Consider the following 22,995-nt stretch of genomic DNA (forward strand, 5'->3'; position numbering starts at 1 on the left):
GCGCGCGGCGGCGGATGCGCGGGCGGGACGCCGCCGCCATGACCCATCTCGCCCTGCCGCGCCGCGCCGCCGCCGTGCTGGTGTTCGGCACGCTTGCCGCCTGCAATCGCCCGCCGCCGCCCTTCGTCGCGCTGCCTGCCGATCCGAACAATCCCTTCGCCGACCTGGCGCGGCAGGGGATCCTGCACACCGCCTATGCCTTCGCCGACCCGCAGCGCCTGGCCGGACGCCCGGCCGAGGCCGCGCAGGCCATCTCCGAGGCCGAGTTCCTGGCGATCGACCTCAGCACCAACCAGCGCTGGACCGAGATGCTGCCGCTCGTGCAGATCGCCTTCCTGCAGGCGCGTCCGGAATGGCGCGGCGCCCTCGGCATCGCGCCGGAGGCCGAACCGCAGACGGTGATCGACGCGATGACTCGGGTGCGCATGGGCGTAGGCGCCGGGGACGAGGCCGCCGCCGCCGCCGCGCTGGCGCCGCCCCTGGTCACGCCGGGCGGCGCGCCATCCTTCGCGCGGCTGTCGGCGCTGCCGCCGCTGCCGCAAACGGCCTGGGCGGCCATCCGCGCACAGAACGAGCTGTGGCGCATCCAGCGCCAGGGGAGCCGGGACCGGTGGCCATGACGCTGCGCAGACGCGTGCTGCTGGGTGCCCTCACGTTGCCGGCCTGTGCCGAACTGCGCACCCCGGCCGCATTGCCGCCGGGCGTGCTGGCCTCCGCGCCCGGCACCGGCGCGCCGTTGCGCGCGGCGGTCTTCGCCACTGCCGCGGCCTTTGCCAACCAGGGCGCGGCGCTGCAGGGCCAGCCGGCCGAGGCCGCGCTCGCCATCGCGCGGCTCGAAGCGCTGGAGATCGAGGTCGCGGACCGCCGCGCCTGGCCCGCGCTCTCGCCCAGCGTCGGCTTCGCCATGCGCACCGCGCGCGACGAGACGCGCGCCGCACTTGGCATTGCCCAGCGTGCGCCGGGGGCGGATGTGGTGCGCGCACTGGCGCTGGTGGCTTCGAGGCTCCGCGCCGGCAACCGCGCGGGTGCCGTGGATGCACTGCCGGCCACCCTGTTCGAACCGGGCGGGGAGGCGACGCTCGACCGGCTCGCGGCCATCGGACCGCTGCCGGCGGCCGAGCAGGCGACAGCGGCCCTGGCGCGCGACGTGCGCCGGCTCGACCTCGACCGCGGCTGGGCGGGGGCGGGGAATTGGTGGCAGGCCGGCGCACCCGGGGCGATCACGGACGGGCTCGGCCTCGGCGAGTAGGCACGCCGCCAGCGGTTTGCTGGCCGCATAGGCGCGCGGTGCCGCCCCGCCGGCGATCGTCGCTGGCCGACGCCGGTCTCAGTCGGTCGCCATCACCTTCACATAGGACCCGGGGGCGTCCTCGAGGGCTGGCAGGGCGCCGTCGCCCGGGATGCGGGCGGGAACTTGCGTGCGGTCGAGCGCGCTGACCCATCGATGCCAGTCCGGCCACCAGGAGCCGGCGAGTTCGGTGGCGCCCTTGAACCATTCCTCGGCATCGGCCGGCAGGTCGTCGCTGACCCAGTGGCTGTACTTGCCGGCATCGGGCGGGTTCGCGACGCCGGCGATGTGCCCGGACGCCGCGAGCACGAAGCGCGTCGGTCCCTTGTAGATCTGCGTCGCGCGGTAGGTGGATTTCCACGGCGCGATATGATCCTCGCGCGTGCTGAGGATGTAGGTCGGCAGCTTGATCTTCCGCAGGTCGAGCTTCACGCCGGCCAGCTCGATCCCGCCCGGCTTCACCAGGTCGTTCTCCTGGTACATGCGGCGCAGGTAGAAGCTGTGCATTCTCGCCGGCATGCGCGTGGAATCGTCGTTCCAGTACAGCAGGTCGAAGGGGAAGGGCTCCTGGCCCATCAGGTAGTTGTTCACCACGAAGGACCAGATCAGGTCGTTGGCGCGCAGCATGTTGAAGGTCGTCGCCATTTCGCGGCCTTCCAGATAGCCGGTCTTCTGCATCTTCTCCTCGAGGGCGGCGAGTTGCTCCTCGTCGATGAAGACGCCCAGTTCCCCGGCCTCGGCGAAATCCACCATGGTGGTGAAGAAGGTCGCCGACTTCACGCGCGTGTCGCGCTTCGATGCCATGTGCGCGAGCGTGGACGCGAGCAGCGTGCCGCCCAGGCAATAGCCGATGACGTTCGCACCCTTCTCGCCCGTCGCCTGTTCGATCGCATCGAGCGCCGCATAGGGGCCTTCGCGCATGTAGTCGTCGAAGCCCTTCTCCGCGAGCGTCTCGTCCGGGTTCACCCAGGAGATCACGAAGACCGTGTGGCCCTGTTCGACCGCCCAGCGGATGAAGGAGTTCTTCGGCCGCAGGTCCAGGATGTAGAACTTGTTGATCCAGGGCGGGATGATCAGCAGCGGGCGCTTGAGCACCTTCCCGGTGCTGGGCGCGTACTGGATCAACTGCATCAGGTCGTTCTGGTACACGACCTTGCCCGGCGTGACGGCGATGTTCTCGCCGACCTTGAACTTGGTGTCGTCGGTCATGCGGATGCGCAGCTTGCCGCGTCCGCGCTCGAGGTCGCTCAGCAGGTTCGACAACCCGCGCAGCAGGTTCTCGCCGCCCGATTCCGCGGTGCGGCGCAGCACCTCCGGATTGGTCATCAGGAAGTTGGTCGGGCTCATCGCATCGACGAATTGCCGCGTGTAGAAATCCACCTTCTGCGCGGTCTTGGGCTCGAGCCCTTCCGCCCCTTCCACTACCGACCGGAAGTAGCGCGCCGAGAGCAGGTAGGATTGGCGGATGAAGTCGAAGACCTCGTGCTCGCGCCAGGCGTCGTCCTTGAAGCGGCGGTCCTTGTCGTCCTCGGCAATCACCGGTGCCGGCACATCGCCCATCATGCGCCGCGCGGTGTTCTGCCAGAGCGTCAGGTAGTCGTGCCAGAAGCCGAGCTGCGCCTGCACCAGCCGCGCGGGGTTCGCCATCAGCCGCGTCGTCATCTCGAGGAAGGCGTGGCCGATCTTGAGCGGATCGGGGTCGGGCGATTCGCCCGCCTGGCGCTTCAGGAAATCCGAGACGATGCGCTGACCGCGTTCCGCCACATCCGCCATGGTCCGGCTGACCAGCGCGGGGTCCGGCAGCCGGAAGGTGGGGTTGGTCGGATCTTTGTCGGCCATGGGCGTTCCGGTCGGTGGGGCAGCATGCCCGGCTTCGCGCGACCTCCGATTCGGGTTACCGCTTCCGTGTGATGCGGACAGAAGGCGGCATGACCTTAGGGATGGGCCACGTGAATGTGAGCCACAACGGTAGGGGGCGGGCGGGGGGCGATCAAGCGCGGCCGGCCCTGCTCGCGCTTCTGTTGCTGGCCGCCTGCAGCCCGGGGCAGGGGCCGGAATCGATCGGCCCGGTCTTCGCGCGCATCACCGGCCCGGCCTTCGAGGGACGCGAGCCGCCGCCCGGGACCGACCAGCCCTTCCCGAACCTCGGCACCATCCCGGCCCGCCCGGCGGTGGCGGACCCCGCGGTACGCGATGCGCTGACCGCGGCGCTGGCCGAGGACCGCCAGCGCAGCCGCAATCCTCTCGACCCCGAGATGCGTCCGGAGCCGATACGCCCGGCCGGTACGGCGGGGGACGCCAGCCTGCCGATGCGCCCGCCTGGTGCCGCGCCGGTCGCCGCGGCGCCGCGCGTGCCGTGGGAGACGCCCGGCCTGCCGCCGCCGGCGTCCCCGGCCGCCGTGCCCCAGCCGGGCCCCGCGCCGGCACCGCAGACCCGGCCCGGCCCGGCGGCTGCGCCGCCGCCCGTCATGGACAACGCGCCGCCTCCGCCGCCACCGGCCGAACTGCTGTCCCCCAGCGCTCCGCCACCGCCACCGCCGGCGGAACTGCTGGCACCCCGCCCGCGCTGACGCAGCGATACACAGCGCCCGAGCCTTGTTCTATAGCTCGCCGCCCTTGCACCACGGACCATGGCCATGACCGAGGACTTCCACCGCATCCGCCGCCTGCCGCCCTACGTATTCGCCGAGGTGAACGCGGCGAAGGCGAAGGCGCGCGCGGCAGCGGAAGACATCGTCGACCTCGGCATGGGCAACCCCGACAGCCCGACGCCGCCGCACATCGTCGCCAAGCTGGTCGAGGCCGTGCAGGACCCGCGCACGCACCGCTACTCGATGTCGAAGGGCATCCCGGGCCTGCGGAAGGCGCTCGCGGGGTATTACGACCGGCGCTTCGGCGTGAAGCTGGACCCGGAGACCGAGGTGGTCGCCACACTTGGTTCGAAGGAGGGTCTCGCCAACCTGGCGCAGGCCATCGCGAGCCCGGGCGACACCATCCTGGTGCCCAACCCGTCCTATCCGATCCACCAGTTCGGCTTCATCATCGCTGGCGCGTCCGTGCGCTCCATTCCGTATACGCCGAATGACGACATGCTTTCGGCGATCGACCGCGCGGTGCGCCATTCGGTGCCCAAGCCGACCGCGGTGATCGTGAACTTCCCGTCGAACCCGACGGCGCTGGTGGCGGGCATCGAGTTCTACCGCGAACTGGTCGCGCTGTGCCGGCGGCACGAGCTGTTCATCCTGTCCGACCTTGCCTACGCCGAGTTGTATTTCGGCGACACGCCGCCGCCCTCGGTTCTCGAGGTGGAGGGGGCCAAGGACATCACGGTGGAATTCACCTCGATGTCCAAGACCTACAACATGCCGGGCTGGCGGATGGGCTTCGCGGCGGGCAATCCGCGGCTGATCGCCGCACTCGCGCGGGTGAAGTCTTATCTGGACTATGGCGCCTTCGCGCCTATCCAGATCGCTGCCACCGCCGCGCTGAACGGACCGCAGGACTGCATCGAGGAGATGCGGGTCCTGTACAAGGACCGCCGCGACGTGCTGGTGAAGGGGCTGCGCGCCGCCGGCTGGGAGGTTCCCTCGCCGGAGGCTTCGATGTTCATGTGGGCGCCGATCCCCGAGCGCTTCCGCCACCTCGGTTCCGTCGGCTTCTCGAAGCTCCTGCTCGAGAAGGCGAAGGTCGCGGTCGCGCCGGGCCTCGGCTTCGGGGAGCACGGCGACGAACATGTGCGCATCGCTCTGGTGGAGAACAACCACCGCATCCGCCAGGCGCTGCGCGGCATCAAGACCTTCCTGTCGGGCGACAATGCCGCGCCTGTGGAAGCCCAGCAGGAAGCGATCAACGCATGAGCCGACCTGTCTCCGTTGCCGTCGCCGGCCTGGGCACGGTCGGCGCCGGTGTGGTGAACGTGCTGCGCGCGAATGCCGACATCATCGCCGCGCGCGCCGGTCGGCCGATCGCGGTGACCGCCGTCTCCGCGCGCGACCGTTCGCGCGACCGCGGCGTGCCGGTGTCCGGGCTGCGCTGGTACGATGATCCTGTCGCACTCGCCGCCGACCCGCAGGTCGAGGTGGTGGTGGAATGCATCGGCGGCTCGGATGGGCCCGCCAAGGCGCTGGTGGAAGCGGCGCTCGCCGCGGGCAAGCATGTGGTCACGGCGAACAAGGCGCTGCTCGCGGTGCATGGCGCGGCGCTTGCCACCCAGGCCGAGGCGAAGGGCGTGGCCCTGGCCTTCGAGGCCTCGGTCGCCGGCGGCATCCCCGCCATCAAGGCGGTGCGCGAAGGGCTCGCGGCCAACCGCATTTCGCGCGTGGCCGGCATCCTGAACGGCACCTGCAATTACATCCTGACCACGATGCGCGAGCAGAAGCGCGAATTCGCGGAAGTGCTCACGGAAGCGCAGAAGCTTGGCTACGCCGAGGCCGACCCGTCCTTCGACATCGATGGCATCGATGCCGCGCACAAGCTGGCGATCCTGGCCGCGCTGGCCTTCGGCCGACCGGTGGACTTCGGTGCCGTGCATGTCGAGGGTATCCGCGAGGTCAGCGCGCTCGACATCGCGCTGGCGGAGGAACTCGGCTACCGCATCAAGCTGCTCGGCATCGCACGGCGGGAGGACGGTGGCATCTCGACCCGCGTGCATCCGTGCATGGTGCCGGTCGGCGCGCCGATCGCGCGCGTCGATGGCGTGTTCAATGCCGTGGTGGCGGAAGGCGACTTCGTTGGCCGCATCATGATGGAAGGCCGCGGTGCCGGCGGTGGGCCGACGGCCTCCGCCGTCGTGGCCGACCTCATCGACATCGCGCGCGGGCGCTGCACCCCGGTTTGGGGCGCGGAGGCCGCGACGCTGAAACCCGAGCCCTCGTTGCCCATGGACCGCCACACCGGTGCCTACTACCTGCGCCTGATGGTGGTGGACCGGCCAGGCGTGATCGCCGACGTGACCGGCGTTCTGCGCGACAACGCCATCAGCCTGGAATCCATGCTCCAGCGCGGAAGGTCGCCCGGCGAGGCGGTGCCGGTGGTGCTGACCACGCACGAGACCAGCGAGGCCTCGGTGCGGGCGGCGCTGGCGCGGATCACCGCGCTCGATGCCGTGGTGGAGAAGCCGGCGCTGATCCGGATCGAGGCGCTGTGATCCGGGCGGCCGCCGCGCTGCTTGGCGCGCTGGCCCTTGCCACGCCGGCCGTGGCGCAGGAGGAACTGCGCGGCACCTGGCGCGGTGACTATATCTGCGCCCAGGGCAACACCGCCCTGGCGCTGACCATCGAACCCGCCAAGGACGGCCGCTTGTCGGCGCTGTTCCACTTCGAGGCAGCGCCCGATAATCCCGATGTGCCGACCGGCTGCTACGAGATGCAGGGCGGCTACACGCCGGCGACGCGCCAGGTCACGCTCGGCCCGCAGCGTTGGCTGCGCCGGCCGCCCAACTACGTGATGGTGGGGCTGGAGGGGCATCTTTCGGCCGATGGCGGAGAGATCCAGGGCCGGGTCCAGGGTCCTGGCTGTTCCTTCTTTCGGGTCGAACGCGCGCCGGACGCGCCCTCGGCCGCCGCCTGCCGCGCGGGGGCGCCGCTGCTGTCGCTGCGCTGACGCGGCGCGCGATTCCGGCTATGGGCTGTGGAGCAGGGGGGTGGTGCCGCACATCCCCCCGATTCGGAGGAAGCCGCCAATGCCCGAGAGCCCGGACGTTCCCAGCCTGCTCGTCGACCGCAACCTGGCGCTCGAACTGGTACGCGTGACCGAGGCCGCCGCCCTCGCCGCGTCCCGCTGGATCGGCCGGGGCGACAAGAACGCCGCCGACGGCGCCGCGGTCGAGGCCATGCGCCGTGCCTTCGATACCGTCGCCATCACCGGCACCGTCGTGATCGGCGAGGGCGAGATGGATGAGGCGCCGATGCTCTACATTGGTGAGAAGGTCGGGCTCTACGCGCGTGCCGGCGGCGGGCCGGAAGTCGACATCGCGGTCGATCCGCTCGAGGGTACTTCGATCACCGCCAAGGGCGGGCCCAACGCCATCGCGACCGTGGCGCTCGCCGAAAAGGGCGGCTTCCTGCACGCGCCCGACATCTACATGGACAAGCTCGCGGTCGGCCCCGGCCTGCCGGAGGGCGTCGTCAGCCTGGATGCCTCCCCGGCCGAGAACCTGCGGGAACTCGCGAAAGCCAAGCGCTGCGAGATCAGCGACCTGATGGTCTGCACACTCGATCGCGACCGCCACAAGGACCTGATCAAGGCCTGCCGCGCCGCCGGCGCGCGCATCACGCTGCTGGGCGATGGCGACGTGGCCGGCGTGATCAACGTCAGCCAGCCCGAGGCCGGCATCGACATCTACATGGGGTCGGGCGGCGCGCCCGAAGGCGTGCTGGCGGCCGCCGCGCTGCGGTGCATCGGCGGGCAGATGCAGGGCCGCCTGATGTTCGAGGACGAGGACCAGGTCGCGCGCGCCGCCACCATGGGCATCACCGACCCCAGGCGCATTTACTCCGTCAACGAGATGGCCCGCGGCAACGTCATGTTCGCCGCGACCGGCGTGACCTCGGGCGCCATGCTGCGCGGCGTGCGCCGCACGCCCGGCGGCGCCTACACCCATTCGATCGTCATGCGGTCGAAGTCCGGCACGGTGCGCTACGTCGAGGGCCACCACAATTTCGCGCGCAAGCCCAGCGCCTTCGTCGCCTGATGGACGCTGACGCGGCGGTTCTCGGCGTCCAGCGCTCGGTCACCGGGCGCCGCTGGGTGTGGCGGCCGGCTGATTCGCGCACGGGCCTGGGCATCGCGCAGCGGCTGGGCGTGCCCGAGATGGTCGGGCGGCTGCTCGCGGCGCGCGGGATCGGGGTGGAGCTTGCGGGGCATTACCTCGAGCCGACGCTCAAGGCGTTGATGCCCGACCCGTCCTCGCTGCTCGACATGGACCTGGCGGCGGACCGCATCGCGGCCGCGGTGCGCAGCGGCGAGCATGTCGCGGTGTTCGGCGACTACGACGTGGACGGGGCGTGTTCCGGCGCGCTGATGTCGCGCTTCCTGCGCGACCTCGGTTGCGAGGTCACGCCCTATGTCCCCGACCGGCTGAAGGAGGGCTACGGGCCGAACGCGGCGGCGGTGGGCGCGCTGTGCGACCGCGGCGCGTCGCTGGTGGTCTGCGTCGACTGCGGCATCGCGGCGGGCGAGGCGCTCGCCGCCGCCGAGGGCCGTGCCGACGTCGTGGTGCTCGACCACCACAAGGCCGAGGGGCCGCTGCCGCGCATCCTGGCGGCGGTGAACCCGAATCGGCTCGATTGCGGGTCCGGATTGCACCATGTGTGCGCCGCCGCGGTTGCCTTCCTGGCAGCGGCCGCGACGACGCGCGTGCTGCGACGCGCCGGCTGGTTCGCGCGCCGGCCAGAGCCTGATCTGCTCGGGCTGCTCGACCTGGTCGCGCTGGCGACGGTCTGCGACGTCATGCCGCTCACGGGCTTCAACCGCGCGCTGGTGGCGCAGGGGCTGAAGGTGATGGGCCAGCGGGGCCGCGCGGGCATCGCGGCGCTGCTCGAGGTGACGGGCGCGCGCGATGCGCCCACGGCGCATACGCTGGGCTTCCTCCTGGGGCCGCGCATCAACGCCTCCGGCCGCATCGGCGAGCCCGATCTCGGCCTGCGGCTGCTGCTCTGCGAGGACCCGATCGAGGCGCGCGCCATCGCCGAGAAGCTGGATGCGGTGAACCGCCGCCGGCAGGAGGTCGAGGGCGAGGTGATCGGCGCCGCGCACGCCATGGCCGAGCGCCAGGCCGCCGAGGGCCGCGCCGTGCTGCTGCTGGTGGGCGAGGGCTGGCACCCCGGCGTGGTCGGCATCGTCGCCGGGCGCATGAAGGAACGCTTCAACCGCCCGGCCTGCGTGGCGGGCCTTTCGGACGGGATGGCAAAGGGGTCGGGCCGGTCTGTGCCTGGCGTGGACCTGGGTGCGGCGGTCATCGCAGCGCGCCAGGCCGGGCTGCTAGAGACCGGCGGCGGGCATGCGATGGCGGCGGGGTTCTCCTTCCGAGCGGGACGCGATGCCGAGTTCCACGCCTTCCTGGAAGAGCGCCTCAGCCACGCCGCGTTGCTGCCCAGCGCGGCGGACCTGATGGTGGAAGGCACGCTCAACGTGATCGCCGCGCAGACCGGACTGGCGCAGGAGGTCGCGCGCCTCGCGCCGTTCGGGCCGGGCAACGAGGAACCGATCTTCGCCCTGCAGCGCGCCCGCGTGGTGAAGGCCGATCGCGTGGGCAAGGAAGGCGCCACCGTGCGCGCCATCGTGGAAGGCGAGGGCGGCGGGCGGCTCAAGACGATCTGCTTTCGTGCCAAGGAAGGGCCGCTGGCGCAGGCGCTGCTGGCCTCCGACCGCGTGCCGCTGCACCTGTGCGGCCATCTGCGCGCCGAGCAATGGAACGGCGAGACGGCACCGTCGATGCAGGTGGTGGATGCGGCGGTCGCGTGAGGGTATTGACCGCGTGGCGTGCGGGCAGTAACCCCGCGCTCCGGCCTGTCCCGTTCGTCTAGAGGCCTAGGACACCAGCCTTTCACGTTGGCAGCACGGGTTCGAATCCCGTACGGGACGCCACTTCCATCCGACCTCGACGCAGCACGTCACCTGGCCCTCTCCAGTGCCGCCATGAGGGCTCGCGCGGTCTCGGCCCAGGTCACCGGGTGGAACTCCTGCCGGATGCGCTCGGACAGGGCTGCAATCTCCTCCGGCTGTTCGATCGCGCGACGCAGCACGGCTGTCGCGCTGGTCGCATCGTCCGGGTCGATCTGTAGCGTCAGGCCGCCGGAGGCCTCGGCGATCGCGCCATGGCCGCTCGCGACGCAGGGCTTGCCCATTGCCAGGCTCTCGGTCACCGGCAGCCCCCAGCCCTCGACATGCGAGGGAAACAGCGTGAAGCGGCAGCCCTGGTAGAGTGCGGCGAGCGCGGCATCGTCCGGCTCCTCGACCCAGCGGATCATGCCGTCGAGCCAGCCGCAATTCTCGAGCGCCTGCAGCAGGTCCTCGACCATCCAGCCGCGCCGCCCGGCAAAGACCAGCGTCGGGACGCGCCCGCGCGGCATTTCGGTAACCAGGCGCCGCCAGGCGCGGAAGGCCAGCAGGTGGTTCTTGCGTGCTTCCAGCGTCGCGACCATCAGCACGTAGCCCCCGGCTGCGAGCCCTTCTGGAAGAGCGGAAGGCGAGGGCGGGGGGCGCGCGCCCACCGGCACGACGTCGGGTGCCCCGCGCAGGGCCACGCCTTCGCGCCGCGCGCAGGCTTCCACAGCCCCGGCGGTGGCGCGTGAATTGGCGAAGATGACGTCGGCCGCGGGCAGCGCCGCGCGCATATGCTCGCGGAATGCCAGGATCTGCGCACGGTCGCAGAACTCCGGCCGCTCCAGCGGGATCATGTCGTGCACCAGGATGGCGATGCGCGCGCTCGTCGCCGCCGCCACGCGCGCCAGCCGCGCGGGCTGGCCGGGTTCCGACCAGGGCGAGCCGAAGGCGCCCAGCACATCGCCGGGCTGCGCCACCTCTCGCAGATCAGGGCCGAGCACCGTGCGTGCGCCGCCGCGCCAGGTCGCCGGCAGCGCACGCAGCGCCTCGAAGCCCGCCAGCAGCGCCGTGCGCTGCGCCCGCGCGGCGCGGCCGAGCGGTGCGCGAACCTCGCGCGGCAGCCAGCCAGCCCGCGGCCGCCGCTGCGCCGGCGCGTCAGGTGCCGCCCGCGCCACCTTCGGCGCGGGTGCCTCGGCCATGCGGGCGTAGAGCGCCGCGACGGCCTCGGCGCCGATCACGCGCAGCCCGTCGCCGGCCGGGTCGTGGCGCACGAAGCCGATGCGATCGCCATGCGCGTCCACAAGTGCACCGTAGAGTTCGCAGCAGAAACGCTGCACGCCGGTCGGGCGTGCGTGATGGGCGGCGTAGCCGAATAGGTCCTCGACATCGAGCCAGAGCCTCATGCGCCGATCGCTGCGCGCGCCCGAGCGCCGCAGGCCTCGGGCGTCAGGGTCGCGACGCGTTGGCGGCCGGCCTCACCGATGCGCGCGCGCAGGTCGGCATCTGCCGCAAGGCGGCGCAGCGCCTCGGACGCCTCGGCGATGTCGGGCTCGGCCCAGCTGGCGCCGGGCACGTCGTAGGTGCCGCGCGCATCGCCCGCGGGCACGAAGCGGTGGCCGACCAGCAGGGCGCTGCCGTGGTCCATGAACTCCATGTTGCCCGACCAGCCGGTGGCGACCACCGGCCGGCCGAGGCTCATCGCCTCCGCCAGCGCCAGGCCGTAGCCCTCCGCGCGGTGCAGGCTGAGCATGACATCCGCCAGACCGATCAGCCCCGCCACCTCGGCCGGCGTCATGTGCCCGTCGATGATGCGGATATTCGCCTGGCCCTCGGCCGCCGCCGCCACAGCCCGCCAGGCCGCGCCGCCCATGGCGGTGTTGTAGGTCTTGAGCACCAGCACGCGGTCGGCGCGCCCGCCGAAGGCCGCGCGATGTGCCGCGATGGCTGCGAGCGGGTTCTTGCGCTCGACCGAGGACGCCGCGTCGAACACCGAGAGCGTGACGAAGGCCTCTGGCGCCAGCCCGAACGACTCGCGCGACAGCGCCGAGCGCGCGGGCGCGACCACGGGATAGGGTACCACGGAAATCGGCGGTCCCTCCGCCCGGCGCATCGCCGCCGCCGCGTATCCCGACGCCGCCAGGATGCCCTCGACGAAGCGATATCCGCGGGTCCAGTCGCGCGGCAGCGTCGGCAATTCCCAGTTCCAGAAGGCGAGCACGCGCTTGTCCGCCACGCGCCGCCGCCCGAGCGCGAGCAGCGCCCAGGGCACCATCGGCCCGTTCACGTGCAGCACCAGCGTGCCTGGCCCTGCCGGCATCTCCGGCCCCGGTCCGGCAGGGCCCTGCCGCAGCGCGGCCGTCAGGTCGGCGCGATGCACCGCGACCCCGGCGGCCTCGAGCATCGTCGCGAGCCGTCGCGCGCCTTCGCCGAGCCCGCTGGGCGCGCGGAAATACCCTGCCACGGTCACCGGCAGGCCGGGTTGCGCGGGCAGGCGGGCCGGCCGCGGCGCCGCGAATTCGGTCAGCGTGAACAGCGCTTCGCGGCGAGTGCGCGGGGGCAGCAGCCGCCACATGCGGTGCAAGGGTCCGAGGATCGGAGGGCCGGGCTCGGCCAGGGGCGTGGTTGCCACTCTCGTTTCGTAACGTCACCATCGCCCAGTGCCAAGCGTCGCCATGGGCGCCTGCGGCGCGCGGGGGCGAATGAGCTTGGGTTCCGGTACGGCCCTGGTGACGGGCGGGCGCGGCTTCGTCGGTCGGCATGTGGTGGAGGGGCTGCGCACAGCCGGGCTGCGCGCCGTGACCATCGGCATCCCGCGGCCGGGCGATGGGCCGGACCATGTGGCCGTCGAATCAGCAGCGGACTCGGCTGGGTTCGCGCGCGCCCTGGCGGCGTTGCGCCCGGGTCTCGTGGTGCATCTCGCGGCCGCGGCACCGGCCTTGCCGGCCGCAGACCAGCACGCCGTGACGGTGGCCGGCACGCAATCGCTGCTGGACGCGCTCGCTGGAATGGCGGACCCGCCGCTGCTGCTGGCCTTCGGGAGCGCGGCGGAATTCGGTCCCGTGCCGGTCGGTTCCCCCAACCTGACCGAGGACCATCCCTGCGCGCCGACCTCCGCCCACGGCCAAGCCAAGCACGCAGCCATGCAGGCGGTGCTGCGCCATGCGCGGGAAGGGCGCGGGCCGGCCTGCGTATTGCGCTTGTTCACCGCGGCGGGGCCGCATGCGCCGCCCTTCACGCTGCTCGGCCGCATCGCCGCCGAGATCGCCGCACTGCCCGCCAGCGGCGGCGTGGTGCGCGTCGCCGGGCCTTTGCGCGAGCGCGACTACCTGACGGTCGCGGAGATCGGACGGCTGGTGCCGGCCATCGCCGCGCAAGCGGGGGCGCTGCCCCCACTTCTGAACCTGTGTTCGGGGAGCGGCACCGTGGTACGGGACATGGTGGGCGCGCTGGCCGCCGCGCGCGGCGTGCCGGTACGGATCGCCCTGCGCGAGGACGGCCTACGCCGCGACGACCCGCAGCGAGTTGTGGGCGATCCGTCGCGGCTGCGCGCGCTTGGCCTTATGCCGACGCCCGTCGCGTTGCACGACCTGGCCGTCGGGATCATGGCGCCATGGCGCGGCTGATCGTCGATATCTCCACCAATGCGCGCTGGTCCGGCCCGCCGGTCGGCATCGTGCGGGTGGAACAGGAGATCGCGCTGCAGGCGCTGCGGCGCGGCGGCGATGTCGATCTCGCCTTCCACGATCCATCGTCCGGCATGCTGCGCCCGGTCGCGCCGGGCTGGCGCGACCTGCTGGTCGGCCCGGATGCGGTGCTGGAGACGATCTGGCTTGATGTGCGGCGGCACCAACCGCGCTGGCGCCGCGCGCTGGCACCGCGCTATCCGGTGGTGATGGCGCTGGAACGCGCACGCCTCGCCGGGCTGCCGCTGGCCGGCGCCGCGCAACGGCTGGTGCTGGGGCGGCACGGGCGCGTGCATCCCTTCGTGGATGATGCTGGGCGGCGCATGGCGGTGGTGCCCTTCAACACCGCGCTCGGCGCGCCGGTTGCGCCGGGGCCGGGCGATACGGTGCTCTCGGCCGGGACGGACTGGCTCCACAAGGGCGGCGCGCTGGTCGAATTCAGCCGGCGCCACGGCTTCCGCCTGGTGGTGCTGTGCTACGACCTGCTGCCGCTGACCCATCCCGAATGGTTCTTTCCTGAGGATGTCGCTCGATTCGGAGCCTATTGGCGCCAGACCATCCCGGCTGCCGCGCGTATCCTGTGCAACGCCGATTGCGTGGCGCAGGACCTGCGCGACTTCGCGCGCGCGGAGGCGCTCGGTCCCTGCGATCCCGTGGTGGTGCCGCTCGGCTACGCGCCACCACGCCTGCCGGCCGCACTGCCGCCGCTGCCCGCGCCGCTGGCACCCGGCCACTTCGCGCTGTTCGTCAGCACCATCGAACCGCGCAAGGGCCACGCCGTGCTGCTCGAGGCGTGGCGCGCGCTGCTGGCGCGCGGGGTGCCGCAGGGTGCGGGCTTTCACCTGGTCTTCGCCGGGCGCCGCGGCTGGATGGTGGATGGAGTGATGCGGGAGATCGCGGCGCTATCGGACAAGGCGAACGGGCAGTTCCTGCACCTGGATGGGCCATCGGATGCAACCCTCGCGCGGCTGTACCGCGATGCCGCCTTCTGCCTCTATCCCTCGCGCGCCGAGGGCTTCGGCCTGCCGATCATCGAGGCGATGGCGCAGGGCAAGGCGGTCATCGCCTCGACCGGCGGGGCGGTGCCGCAGACGGCGGGTGGCCTCGCACCCTGCCTCGACCCGCTCGACGTACCGGCCTGGATCGCGACGATGGCCGGCTGGATCACCGACCCCGCGGCGCGCGGCGCATGGGAGGCGCGCATCCGCGACGAGTTCCGCCACCTGTCCTGGCCCGAGGCCGCGGAGGGCATCATTGCCGCTGCCCTGGCATGAGGCTGCAGAGCCACAGCAGCGCCGCATGCACCCGGGTGCGCGGGCGCAGGCCGGGCTGCGCGCGCAGCAACCGCAGCGCCGCGCGCGCCGCCGGCCCCTGTCCAGCCGCCAGCGCATCCTTCGCTGTGCCGAGCGCGCGCGAGGTCATGGTGGCGACGATCTCGGCCTCGCTGACGCCCGCCGCGCGCAGCCAGACAGCGCCGATCGCCTCCGCACCGTCGGCCGGGTCGGGAAGGCCGGCGCGGCGCGCGCGCGCGGCGGCCCGCGCGCCGAGTTCGGCATGGACGCGATGCGCGATCTCCCGCCAGGCGGTCTGCCCGGCATGTTCGCGGTAGTCGATCAGCGTCTCCGGCACGCAGCGGATCGGGTGGCGTTCGGCGAGGCGCAGCCAGAGGTCGTAGTCCTCGGCGCTGTGGAAGGCGGCGCGATAGCCGCCGAGCGCGAGCACCGCATCGCGCCGCAGCAGCATGGTCGGATGCGCGAGCGGGTTGTGGCGCAGCAGCGCCTCGGCGATGGCGTCTGGTTCGGTGGGCGGCGCGATGTGCCGGCGCACGCGCCCATCCGCGCCGACCACGCGCCAGGCACCGCCGATCGCAGCGCTCTCCGGGTGGCGTGCGGCGGCCGCCATCTGGTGTTCCAGCCGGTCGGGGGCGGCGATGTCGTCGGCATCCATGCGCGCGACCCAGTCGGCGCGCGCCGCCGCCAAGCCCGCATTCAGCGCCGCGACGATGCCCGACCGCGGCAGGCGCAGCACGCGCAGCCGCGCATCGGCGGCCTCGGCGCGGGCCAGGATCTCCGGTGTGGCATCGACGGAGCCGTCGTCGCAGACCACGCATTCGAAGTCGCGCCAAGTCTGGCAGAGGATGCTCCCGAGCGCCTCGGGCAGGTGGCGCGCCCCGTCGCGCACCGGCATCAGCACCGTGACGGCGGGGCGGGACATGCGCGCGGCCATTCCTCCGGAGCCCGCGGACCGGGGCGCCAAGACAGGACCTGTAGCGCATGAGCCCGCGCCCCGTCAGCATCCTCACCGTCACGCGCGACGGGCTGTTCTTCACCCGACTGCTGCTGGAGCGCGTGCGCGCCACCGTGCGCGACCGGCCCTATGAGGTCATCGTGGTGGATCAGGGCAGCACGGACGGCACAATCGCCTGGTGCCGCGCGCAGCCCGACCTTCGGGTGCTGCGCCAGCGCAACTGGTTCCGCCGCGCCGGCCACCGCCATGGCGAGGCCGCCGAGCGCGGCGCCCGCGCGGCCCGCCACGAGCACGTCGTGCTGCTCGATTCCGATGCCTTCCCGATCGCCGACGATTGGCTCGCCACCAGCGTGGACCTGATCGATGATGCGCGCCCGATCGCCGGCGCGGTGTTCCGCAGCCCGCATCGCGGCAACCCGCATGGTTGGTACATCCACCCGCACTTCATGGCGTTCCGCAAGCGCGACCTGGGCGGGCTGGTGGTGCTGCGCAAGCTGCGCGGCGACGACACCGACACCGGCGAGGAAGCGACCATCCGCGTGCTGGCCGCGGGCCGCGGCGTGATCGGGCACGAGATCGCCTTCTGCGCCGCATTCGACGTGGGGCATCCGCGCGTGCCGACCGTCGCAGGCGGCGTGTTCCACTGCTGGTACACCTCCCGCCTGTTGCACACCGAGCAGGAGGTCGTGCGTGAGACGGAGGGCCAGGTTTCGCGCGCGCGCTACCTCGACCCGCTGATGGCGAAGCTACGCGCGGCCTATCCCGGCAACGACTGACCGGCCTGCTCCGCGGCCACGTGCAGCACGGCCTCGACCGCGGCGCAGTTGCGCGCGATGTCGGCGCTGCGCGCCGCGTGGTGCGCCGCCTGGCCGATGCGCCGCCGCAGTGCCCCATCGCGCAGCGCGAGGATGATCGCCGCCAGCGCTTCGTGGTCCGTTGCGCGGTGCAGCAGGTGGCCGCTCACGCCATCCTCGATCAGGTCGGCGGCGCCGTTCGCGGTGCTGCTCACCACCGGCAGCGCCGCCGCCATGCCCTCGATGGTGGCGAGGCTGCAGGCGTCCCAGCGCGTGGGGTGCAGCATGGCGTCGGCGGCGGCATAGAGCCGCTGCACCTCTGGCACATCGCCGGCGAAGACGACATGCTCCGCGACGCCGAGCCGCGCGACCAGGGCATGCCAGTCGGCATCCGGCACGCCGCCGCAGATTACCAGCCGTGCCACCGCGCCCTGCGCACGCGCCAGGGTCAGCGCCCGCAGCGCGGTGTCCACGCCCTTCAGCCACAGATTGTGCGCGACCATCAACAGCATCAACTCTTGCGCCCCCAGCCCGAGCTGCTCGCGCGCGAGGGCACGCAGCGGCGCCAGGCGCGCGGGGTCGAAGCGCGCGGTATCCACGCCGTTGGGTATGGTCGCGATGCGCGCGGGGTCGATGCCGTGGCGTGCGGCGAGGAGGTCACGCAACACGCGCGATACCGCGATTACGCGCGTGGCCTGGCGCGCCGCACGGTCTTCGATGCGCGCCATGATGCGGCGCAGCCGGATCATTCGCGGGTCGACCCGCCAGCGCAGCCGCCCCGCGATCCCGCGCGCCGACATCATGCGTTCGAGGCTGAGCAGCCGCGATCCGGTTTGCGGGTGGAAGACATGCGCCGACCAGCCGGTGCCGCTGTCGTGCAGCACCATCGGCGGCAGGCGCGCCACGGCCGCGGCGACCGCTTCGGCGCGGCCGAGCAACGTGCCCGGGTCGGTGAGCAGGTGCAGGTGCTCCACCGTATCGTGCCCGCGCGCGGCGAAGGCGATGACATGCACCTCGTGCCCCGCGCGGCGCAGGTGGTCGTGGAACTGCGCGGTCCAGCGCTCGGCCCCGCCGCCGGCGGGATCGAAAGTCTCGAGGATCAGGCCGATGCGCATGGCGGCAATCCTTGGCGCGTGGCGCGCCGGCGGCAAGCCGTCATGCGCGCCGCCACACCACGGTGAGCAGGGTCGCGAGGGCGAGCAGACCGGTCGCGACCTCGATGAGGCCGCGGCGGCGGGGCGGGGGCGGGCCCTCCGGTGGCGCCGCGGCGCGCCACCAAGCGACCTGCGCAGCATGGGCCGCTCCTTCGTGGGTCGCCTCGCGCCGGTAGCGTGATTGCGCCGCCAGCACCGGCTCGACTGGCAGCGCAAGCGGTCCGGTATGCCCCGCGATCGGATAGGGCGCGGGCATCGTGACCGCGAGCAGCCAGGGCGCGCTGCTGTTCGCCATGGCGGCGACCGCGGCAGCATCGCCGAACTCCATCCAGGGCGGCTGGTCGACCGGCGCGAGGCAGCGGCAGCGCAGGCGGATGGTCCAGTCGAACAGCTCCGACCGGCCGATGCTGGCCAGCACGATGACGCCCTGCGGCTCGACAGGAAGGTCTCGCCAGGCCAGCGCAAGGTCGAGGTCGCGCGGCAGGTCCGGCCGGCGGATCGCGACGGCGTCGGCCAGAGCGGGCATCGGCAGCGATCGCAAGGCGACCACGAGCAGCAGCGGCACCGCCACCGCCGCCAGCGGCACGCGGACCGGGGCGAGCAGCCGCGCCGCACCCAGCCCCGCGAGCGCCCAGACCGCCGGCAGCACCGTGGCCTGGAAGCGCCACTGCAGTTGCGGATGCAGCAAAAGTGCAGCGATGCCGAGGCCGGTAAAGATGACGATCAGCCGCGGCGCGCACCAGGCGCCAAGCGCGGCGAGGCCCAGGATTGCGGCGCCGACGACCGGGTGCGGCGAGAAGCCCTCGGCGAAGCCCTGCCAGTGGAAGGTGATCGCCTCCAGCAGCCCGTGAGGCACCGTCGCGCCGCGATGGCCGGGGGAGAGGAACCACAACAGCGCCGGCAGCTTGCCCGGCACCAGCAGCCACAGCGCAACGGGCAGGGCGTGCCAGGCGAGCAGCACCCGCGCGGGGTCGCCCAGCGCCGCGTCGAAGGCCGCGCCGCGTCGCCGCCAAGCACGCGCAGCGGCAAGCAGCCCCAGGCCCCAGGCCAGCGCGGCGACATGCCCCGGCAGCAGCTGGATGCCGAGGACACGCCAGGGCGGATCGACTGGCAGCAGCACTGCGGTGACAGCGAGGACAAGCGCGCCCGCGCGCAACGGCGCATCGTGCGTCAGGCGAGACCGATCCACCGTGCCGATCAGCCGCCATGCCCAGCCCATCGCGTCGCGCGGCGCGGCCAACGGAAGTGCCACGACGACCATGACCCAATAGTTGTACTTGTGCAGCGCCAGCAGCGTCAGCAGCACGGCCAGCAGGCGCCACGGCACGGGCCGGGCGAGGGCGGTGGCGAGCACCAGCACGGTCAGCGCCGCGCCCGGTGTCTCCATCATCGCGTCGGCGCCGAGCAGCGCGAAGGCCGGGCTCGTGGCCGCGAGCGCCACCGCCACATTCCCGGCCCACAGCGCCTGCACCGGGTCGCGGGCGGCGCGCCTGCACAGCACCGCCAGCCCGCCCATGGTCCCGATCCAGCCGAGCGTCGCCGGCAGGACCGCCCAGCGCAGATCCGGCCCGGCCACCGCCATCCAGCCGCCAAGCAGCAGCGCCTGCAGCGGCGGCCAAACTGAAGGCCGCGCGACTTCGTGGAGCAGTGCCGCGAGATCGCCCGTCCGCAACGCCAATGCGATCGTCAATGCCGACGAGAAATGCGCATTCCGGTCGTGATACGGATCACGCCACAGCGCGCCAAGGTCGTCGGCGTAGAGCCGCATCGCCCAGGCTGCGAGGCCGGTGGCCACCACCGGCAGCAGGAACATCATCCGGCGCAGACCACGTTCCGACTGCATGGCGGCCAGCCCCGACGATGACGTTCGCCCCGCAGGTTAGGGCATCGGCGCGGGGCCTGCGATGGCCGGGGGGTGTTCGCCGTGTCTGACGTCCGCCGTCACCCATCGTGCGACCGGTTGAACGGACAGCCACATCGGCCGCATCAACCGTGCCGGATTGCCACACAAGCGCGGCGCACCGAGGAACTGTCCGATGTTCCCGGGGCCCGGGAGGCGAGCCAACGGCGCGGGCGGTCGCCGATCCGGCCCGTGCTCACGCCCGGCAGCGCTTACGCTGTGCCGCGGCGTCGCGCCCTCAAGGCGCCGCAAGCGCGGTGGGATGGATCCAGCCCGCCGGACGGTCTCCCTCGCCGACCTGAAGCCATCCATCCGGCCCCTCGGCGAAGACGTTCAGCACCGTGCCAGGCGGGAGCATGCGTGCCACCGGCGCCGTCATCGACGGGTCGCGCCGCAGGTTGGCGCGGCCGGTGCGCACCGTTGTCACCGTCCGGCCGGTCGGGGGCGCCGGCGCGGCGGATCTGGCAGCCCCCCCCCGCGGACGGGTTGCATCCGACCCCGTCCAGCGATGCACGTCGCCCCACCAGTCTCCGGGTTCGTCGCGCAACGGGGCGCCGCCGGCCGGGGGGCGCGGCGCCTGCGCGCCCGCGATGCCCGGCAGCAGGACGACCAGCGCCATCACGGCCCGTGACACGCGGCGGGGAGGAAGGATCAGGACGCGCATGCGGCGGCAGGAAGCCCCACCCGCGCCGGCTTGCCAAGCCCGCGCGTGCGTGCGCCCGCTGCCCGCCTGTGCAACGCTTCATCGCGCCCATGGCGGCCGCGTCGCAGCTTCGCGCCCCGATCATGGATTTTCCACCCGAGGCCAGCGCAGTATGATGCTGTCGCGGTACGGACCGTGCTGATGGAGGCCAAGTGACATGCCCTACTCGCAAACCGACCGCATCCTCGAGATCCAGAGCCCGTTGGGCGCGGACGCCCTCATGCTTGTCGAACTGGACGGGGAGGAGCGGATTTCCGAACCCTATGTGTTCAAGATCCGCTTCGTGACCGAGTTGAACGTCACGCCCAAGGATCTGCTCGGCAAGGCGGTGTCGATCCAGTTCGGCTATCCCGAAAGCGCCTTCGCGGACGGCCGGCGCAAGCTGCACGGCCTGGTGCGGAAGCTGCGGCGCGGCGCGGGCGACCGCACCGGCATGGCCGAGGAATGGTACGCCGAGGTGGTGCCCCACCTGTGGTTCCTCTCGCGCACCAGCGACTGCCGGATCTTCCAGGAGAAATCGATCCCGGACATCGTGAAGGAAGTGCTGCAGATGCACGGCGTCACGTCGGTCGACGACCGCCTGATGGGGACCTACGCGCCGCGCGACTATGTCGTGCAATACCGCGAAAGCGCGCTCGACTTCGTGCAGCGCCTGATGGAACAGGAAGGTATCTTCTACTGGCACGAGCACACGGAATCGCAGCACACGATGGTGCTCGCCGACAGCAACACCGCGGCCACCACCTGCCCGGTGGGCGCGGTGGGGATCCTGGGCGGCGATGGCGGTGCGATGTCGCTCTCGCGCCTGGATGACGAATCGGTTGTGCGGTCGGGCAAGTGGACCGTGCGCGACTTCAACTTCCTCACGCCCTCGACGATCCTGGAAGGGACCGAGCCGACCACGGTCGCAATCCCCGAGATGGCCAACCGCGAGCGCTACGACTACCCCGGCATCTTCGAGGTGACCGCCGATGGACGGACGGTGGCCAAGCACCGCATCGAGAACGAGGAGACCTTCCACCTCGTCCGCCGCGGCGACGGCCAGGTCAGTTGCTTCAGCGCCGGCATGGTGTTCGAGGCGGACGTGCGGCAGACGCGCAATTTCCTGCTGACCGAGGTGCACCACCACGCCGAGGATTTCAGCCACTGGACCATGGAGAACTGGGGCCGGGAGCCGCGCGACCCGATCTACACCAACAGCTTCGTCGCCATCCCCAAGACCGTGACGTTTCGGCCCGAGCGCGTGACGCCGCGGCCCTTCGTGCACGGCCCACAGACCGCCATCGTGACCGGCCCGTCCGGCGAGGAAATCCACACCGACGAGCACGGCCGGGTGAAGGTCCAGTTCCACTGGGACCGACTGGGCCAGAGGGACGACAAGACATCCTGCTGGATCCGCGTCTCGCAGGGCTGGGCAGGGCAGGGCTGGGGCCAGATGCATATACCGCGCATCGGCCACGAAGTGATCGTTGACTTCCTGGAGGGCGACCCGGACCGCCCCATCATCACCGGGCGCGTCTACAACGCCGAGAACACCGTCCCCTACACGCTGCCGGCCAATAAGACCCAGTCGGGCATCAAGTCGAATTCCTCGAAGGGCGGCGGCGGTTCGAACGAGTTCCGCTTCGAGGACAAGAAGGGCTCGGAGGAAGTCTACTTCCACGCCGAGAAGGACCTCAATAGCCTCATTGAGAACAACGAGACGCGGAAGGTCGGCGGCAAGGGCATCGGCAACCGAACCACCGACATCAAGAACGACGAGACCACCACCATCCTGGGCAACAAGACCACGAAGGTCACCAAGAAGTTCGACGAGACGATCGGCGGCACCGAGACGCGCATGGTCACCGGCAACGTGACCGAGACCTATGCGGCGAACGAGACACGCACGATCGGCGGTTCGATCACGGAGACGGTGGCGTCCAACGTCACCCGCACCATCGGCGCCGCGGTTACCGACACCATTGGCGGCACGCTGAGCATGACAGTCGCCGGCGCCATCACCGTCACCACGCCGTCGCCCATGACGGTGACGAGTGCCGCCGTCATCAACCACGTCGCGCCCAGCCTGCTGCAGACCACGCCTAATTTCTACAACACCGGTGCCACGAACGGCGACGCCTACGGCTTCGTGCAGAGCAACTGCGGCTTCAAGATCGAGAACATCGGCATGGTGATCGGTACCGTGGGCGTGAAGATCGACAATTTCGGCATCGCCATCGCGAACGGCGCGGTCGAGATCAAGAACAAGTCGATGATCGCCAGGACCTACACGTTTCAGCTCAAGACCGGCTTCACGCTGCACGCTTGAAGGGGAATGGCGCATGCGCGGTCTCTGGCAATTGGCGCTGATCGCTGCGATCGTGTTGGCGATCCCGGCATTCTTCTTCGGCCCGGCGTATCTGCGCCATCGCCAGGAGGCGCGTGTGCGCGCCGATGGGCTGCCCGCCACCGCGCGCATTCTGCGCCTCGAGGACACCGGAAGCCGGCGCAACAGCATGCCCATCGTCGACATCCATCTTGAAGTGACGGCCGAGGGGCGCCCGCCCTGGCAGGCCTCGATCCGCCGCGTCATGTCGGTGATCGAGGTAACAACCGTGGGCCCCGGCACGGTGCTACAGGTGCGCTACGACCCAGCCCGGCCCGAACTGGTCGCGATCGCCCCGTGACGCCGCCCGGTCG

Annotated in this window: 20 protein-coding genes and 1 tRNA gene; 14 read left to right on the plus strand and 7 right to left on the minus strand. The window is 71.9% G+C overall.

The window, feature by feature from the left end; translation table 11 throughout:
* Positions 1 to 38: 38 nt before the first annotated feature.
* Both MWM08_RS11270 and MWM08_RS11275 read left to right on the plus strand, forming a co-directional pair.
* The gene (locus MWM08_RS11270; protein WP_244459537.1) at positions 39 to 620 is read left to right on the plus strand and encodes a hypothetical protein; all 582 of its coding nucleotides are present in this window, start codon (positions 39 to 41) and stop codon (positions 618 to 620) included.
* A complete protein-coding gene (locus tag MWM08_RS11275) occupies positions 617 to 1,249 on the plus strand; it encodes a hypothetical protein (protein ID WP_244459538.1) in 633 nt (210 codons plus the stop codon). The genes MWM08_RS11270 and MWM08_RS11275 overlap by 4 nt, the downstream gene beginning before the upstream one ends.
* Positions 1,250 to 1,327: 78 nt before the next feature.
* Here MWM08_RS11275 and MWM08_RS11280 read toward each other — a convergent pair whose 3' ends face one another.
* Positions 1,328 to 3,127, minus strand: a complete 1,800-nt coding sequence (locus tag MWM08_RS11280; protein WP_244459539.1) for a PHA/PHB synthase family protein — start codon at positions 3,125 to 3,127, stop codon at positions 1,328 to 1,330.
* A 101-nt stretch (positions 3,128 to 3,228) separates the two neighbouring features.
* Between MWM08_RS11280 and MWM08_RS11285 the strand changes: the two genes are divergently transcribed.
* The 7 genes from MWM08_RS11285 (at position 3,229) to MWM08_RS11315 (ending at position 9,874) form a co-directional block, all read left to right on the plus strand.
* Positions 3,229 to 3,858, plus strand: a complete 630-nt coding sequence (locus tag MWM08_RS11285; protein WP_244459540.1) for a hypothetical protein — start codon at positions 3,229 to 3,231, stop codon at positions 3,856 to 3,858.
* A 66-nt stretch (positions 3,859 to 3,924) separates the two neighbouring features.
* Positions 3,925 to 5,145 (plus strand): LL-diaminopimelate aminotransferase, encoded by a 1,221-nt coding sequence (locus MWM08_RS11290; protein WP_244459541.1) that lies wholly within the window; start codon positions 3,925 to 3,927, stop codon positions 5,143 to 5,145.
* Positions 5,142 to 6,434 carry a homoserine dehydrogenase gene (locus MWM08_RS11295; protein WP_244459542.1) on the plus strand — a complete coding sequence of 431 codons (1,293 nt, stop codon included), beginning with the start codon at positions 5,142 to 5,144 and terminating at the stop codon, positions 6,432 to 6,434. Before MWM08_RS11290 ends, MWM08_RS11295 begins: the two co-directional genes overlap by 4 nt.
* The gene (locus MWM08_RS11300; RefSeq protein WP_244459543.1) at positions 6,431 to 6,889 is read left to right on the plus strand and encodes a hypothetical protein; all 459 of its coding nucleotides are present in this window, start codon (positions 6,431 to 6,433) and stop codon (positions 6,887 to 6,889) included. Before MWM08_RS11295 ends, MWM08_RS11300 begins: the two co-directional genes overlap by 4 nt.
* 79 nt (positions 6,890 to 6,968) lie before the next feature.
* A complete protein-coding gene (gene glpX / locus MWM08_RS11305; protein ID WP_244459544.1) occupies positions 6,969 to 7,979 on the plus strand; it encodes a class II fructose-bisphosphatase in 1,011 nt (336 codons plus the stop codon).
* Positions 7,979 to 9,751 (plus strand): single-stranded-DNA-specific exonuclease RecJ, encoded by a 1,773-nt coding sequence (gene recJ / locus MWM08_RS11310; protein ID WP_244459545.1) that lies wholly within the window; start codon positions 7,979 to 7,981, stop codon positions 9,749 to 9,751. The genes glpX and recJ overlap by 1 nt, the downstream gene beginning before the upstream one ends.
* 47 nt (positions 9,752 to 9,798) lie before the next feature.
* A tRNA-Glu gene (locus MWM08_RS11315) sits at positions 9,799 to 9,874 on the plus strand.
* A 26-nt stretch (positions 9,875 to 9,900) separates the two neighbouring features.
* Here MWM08_RS11315 and MWM08_RS11320 read toward each other — a convergent pair.
* Positions 9,901 to 11,235 carry a glycosyltransferase family 4 protein gene (locus MWM08_RS11320; protein ID WP_244459546.1) on the minus strand — a complete coding sequence of 445 codons (1,335 nt, stop codon included), beginning with the start codon at positions 11,233 to 11,235 and terminating at the stop codon, positions 9,901 to 9,903.
* A complete protein-coding gene (locus tag MWM08_RS11325; RefSeq protein ID WP_244459945.1) occupies positions 11,232 to 12,404 on the minus strand; it encodes a glycosyltransferase family 4 protein in 1,173 nt (390 codons plus the stop codon). The genes MWM08_RS11320 and MWM08_RS11325 overlap by 4 nt, the downstream gene beginning before the upstream one ends.
* Before the next feature lie 127 nt (positions 12,405 to 12,531).
* Between MWM08_RS11325 and MWM08_RS11330 the strand changes: the two genes are divergently transcribed.
* Positions 12,532 to 13,455 (plus strand): NAD-dependent epimerase/dehydratase family protein, encoded by a 924-nt coding sequence (locus MWM08_RS11330; RefSeq protein ID WP_244459547.1) that lies wholly within the window; start codon positions 12,532 to 12,534, stop codon positions 13,453 to 13,455.
* On the plus strand, positions 13,443 to 14,789 hold the full coding sequence (locus MWM08_RS11335; RefSeq protein WP_244459548.1) for a glycosyltransferase family 4 protein: 1,347 nt from the start codon (positions 13,443 to 13,445) through the stop codon (positions 14,787 to 14,789). Before MWM08_RS11330 ends, MWM08_RS11335 begins: the two co-directional genes overlap by 13 nt.
* On the opposite strand, the gene MWM08_RS11340 is transcribed toward MWM08_RS11335, so the two are convergent.
* Positions 14,767 to 15,729, minus strand: a complete 963-nt coding sequence (locus MWM08_RS11340; protein WP_244459549.1) for a glycosyltransferase family 2 protein — start codon at positions 15,727 to 15,729, stop codon at positions 14,767 to 14,769. The two genes, MWM08_RS11335 and MWM08_RS11340, sit on opposite strands and share 23 nt — an antisense overlap.
* 59 nt (positions 15,730 to 15,788) lie before the next feature.
* Here MWM08_RS11340 and MWM08_RS11345 point away from each other — a divergent pair, with 59 nt between their 5' ends.
* Positions 15,789 to 16,538, plus strand: a complete 750-nt coding sequence (locus tag MWM08_RS11345; protein WP_244459550.1) for a glycosyltransferase family 2 protein — start codon at positions 15,789 to 15,791, stop codon at positions 16,536 to 16,538.
* Here MWM08_RS11345 and MWM08_RS11350 read toward each other — a convergent pair.
* The 3 genes from MWM08_RS11350 to MWM08_RS11360 all read right to left on the minus strand — a co-directional run bounded on the left by MWM08_RS11350 (position 16,520) and on the right by MWM08_RS11360 (position 20,244).
* Positions 16,520 to 17,671 carry a glycosyltransferase family 4 protein gene (locus tag MWM08_RS11350; protein WP_244459551.1) on the minus strand — a complete coding sequence of 384 codons (1,152 nt, stop codon included), beginning with the start codon at positions 17,669 to 17,671 and terminating at the stop codon, positions 16,520 to 16,522. The genes MWM08_RS11345 and MWM08_RS11350 overlap by 19 nt on opposite strands.
* A gap of 40 nt (positions 17,672 to 17,711) precedes the next feature.
* Positions 17,712 to 19,553, minus strand: a complete 1,842-nt coding sequence (locus MWM08_RS11355) for a hypothetical protein (RefSeq protein ID WP_244459552.1) — start codon at positions 19,551 to 19,553, stop codon at positions 17,712 to 17,714.
* A gap of 295 nt (positions 19,554 to 19,848) precedes the next feature.
* Positions 19,849 to 20,244 carry an SH3 domain-containing protein gene (locus tag MWM08_RS11360; RefSeq protein ID WP_244459553.1) on the minus strand — a complete coding sequence of 132 codons (396 nt, stop codon included), beginning with the start codon at positions 20,242 to 20,244 and terminating at the stop codon, positions 19,849 to 19,851.
* Between the two features lie 226 nt (positions 20,245 to 20,470).
* Between MWM08_RS11360 and MWM08_RS11365 the strand changes: the two genes are divergently transcribed.
* Together MWM08_RS11365 and MWM08_RS11370 are read left to right on the plus strand one after the other, a co-directional pair.
* Positions 20,471 to 22,624: a type VI secretion system Vgr family protein gene (locus MWM08_RS11365; protein ID WP_244459554.1), complete on the plus strand. Its 2,154-nt coding sequence runs from the start codon at positions 20,471 to 20,473 to the stop codon at positions 22,622 to 22,624.
* Between the two features lie 13 nt (positions 22,625 to 22,637).
* Positions 22,638 to 22,982 carry a DUF3592 domain-containing protein gene (locus MWM08_RS11370; protein ID WP_244459555.1) on the plus strand — a complete coding sequence of 115 codons (345 nt, stop codon included), beginning with the start codon at positions 22,638 to 22,640 and terminating at the stop codon, positions 22,980 to 22,982.
* Positions 22,983 to 22,995: the final 13 nt, after the last annotated feature.

It is taken from the genome of Roseomonas fluvialis (assembly GCF_022846615.1).
In the GTDB taxonomy this organism is placed as follows: domain Bacteria; phylum Pseudomonadota; class Alphaproteobacteria; order Acetobacterales; family Acetobacteraceae; genus Neoroseomonas; species Neoroseomonas fluvialis.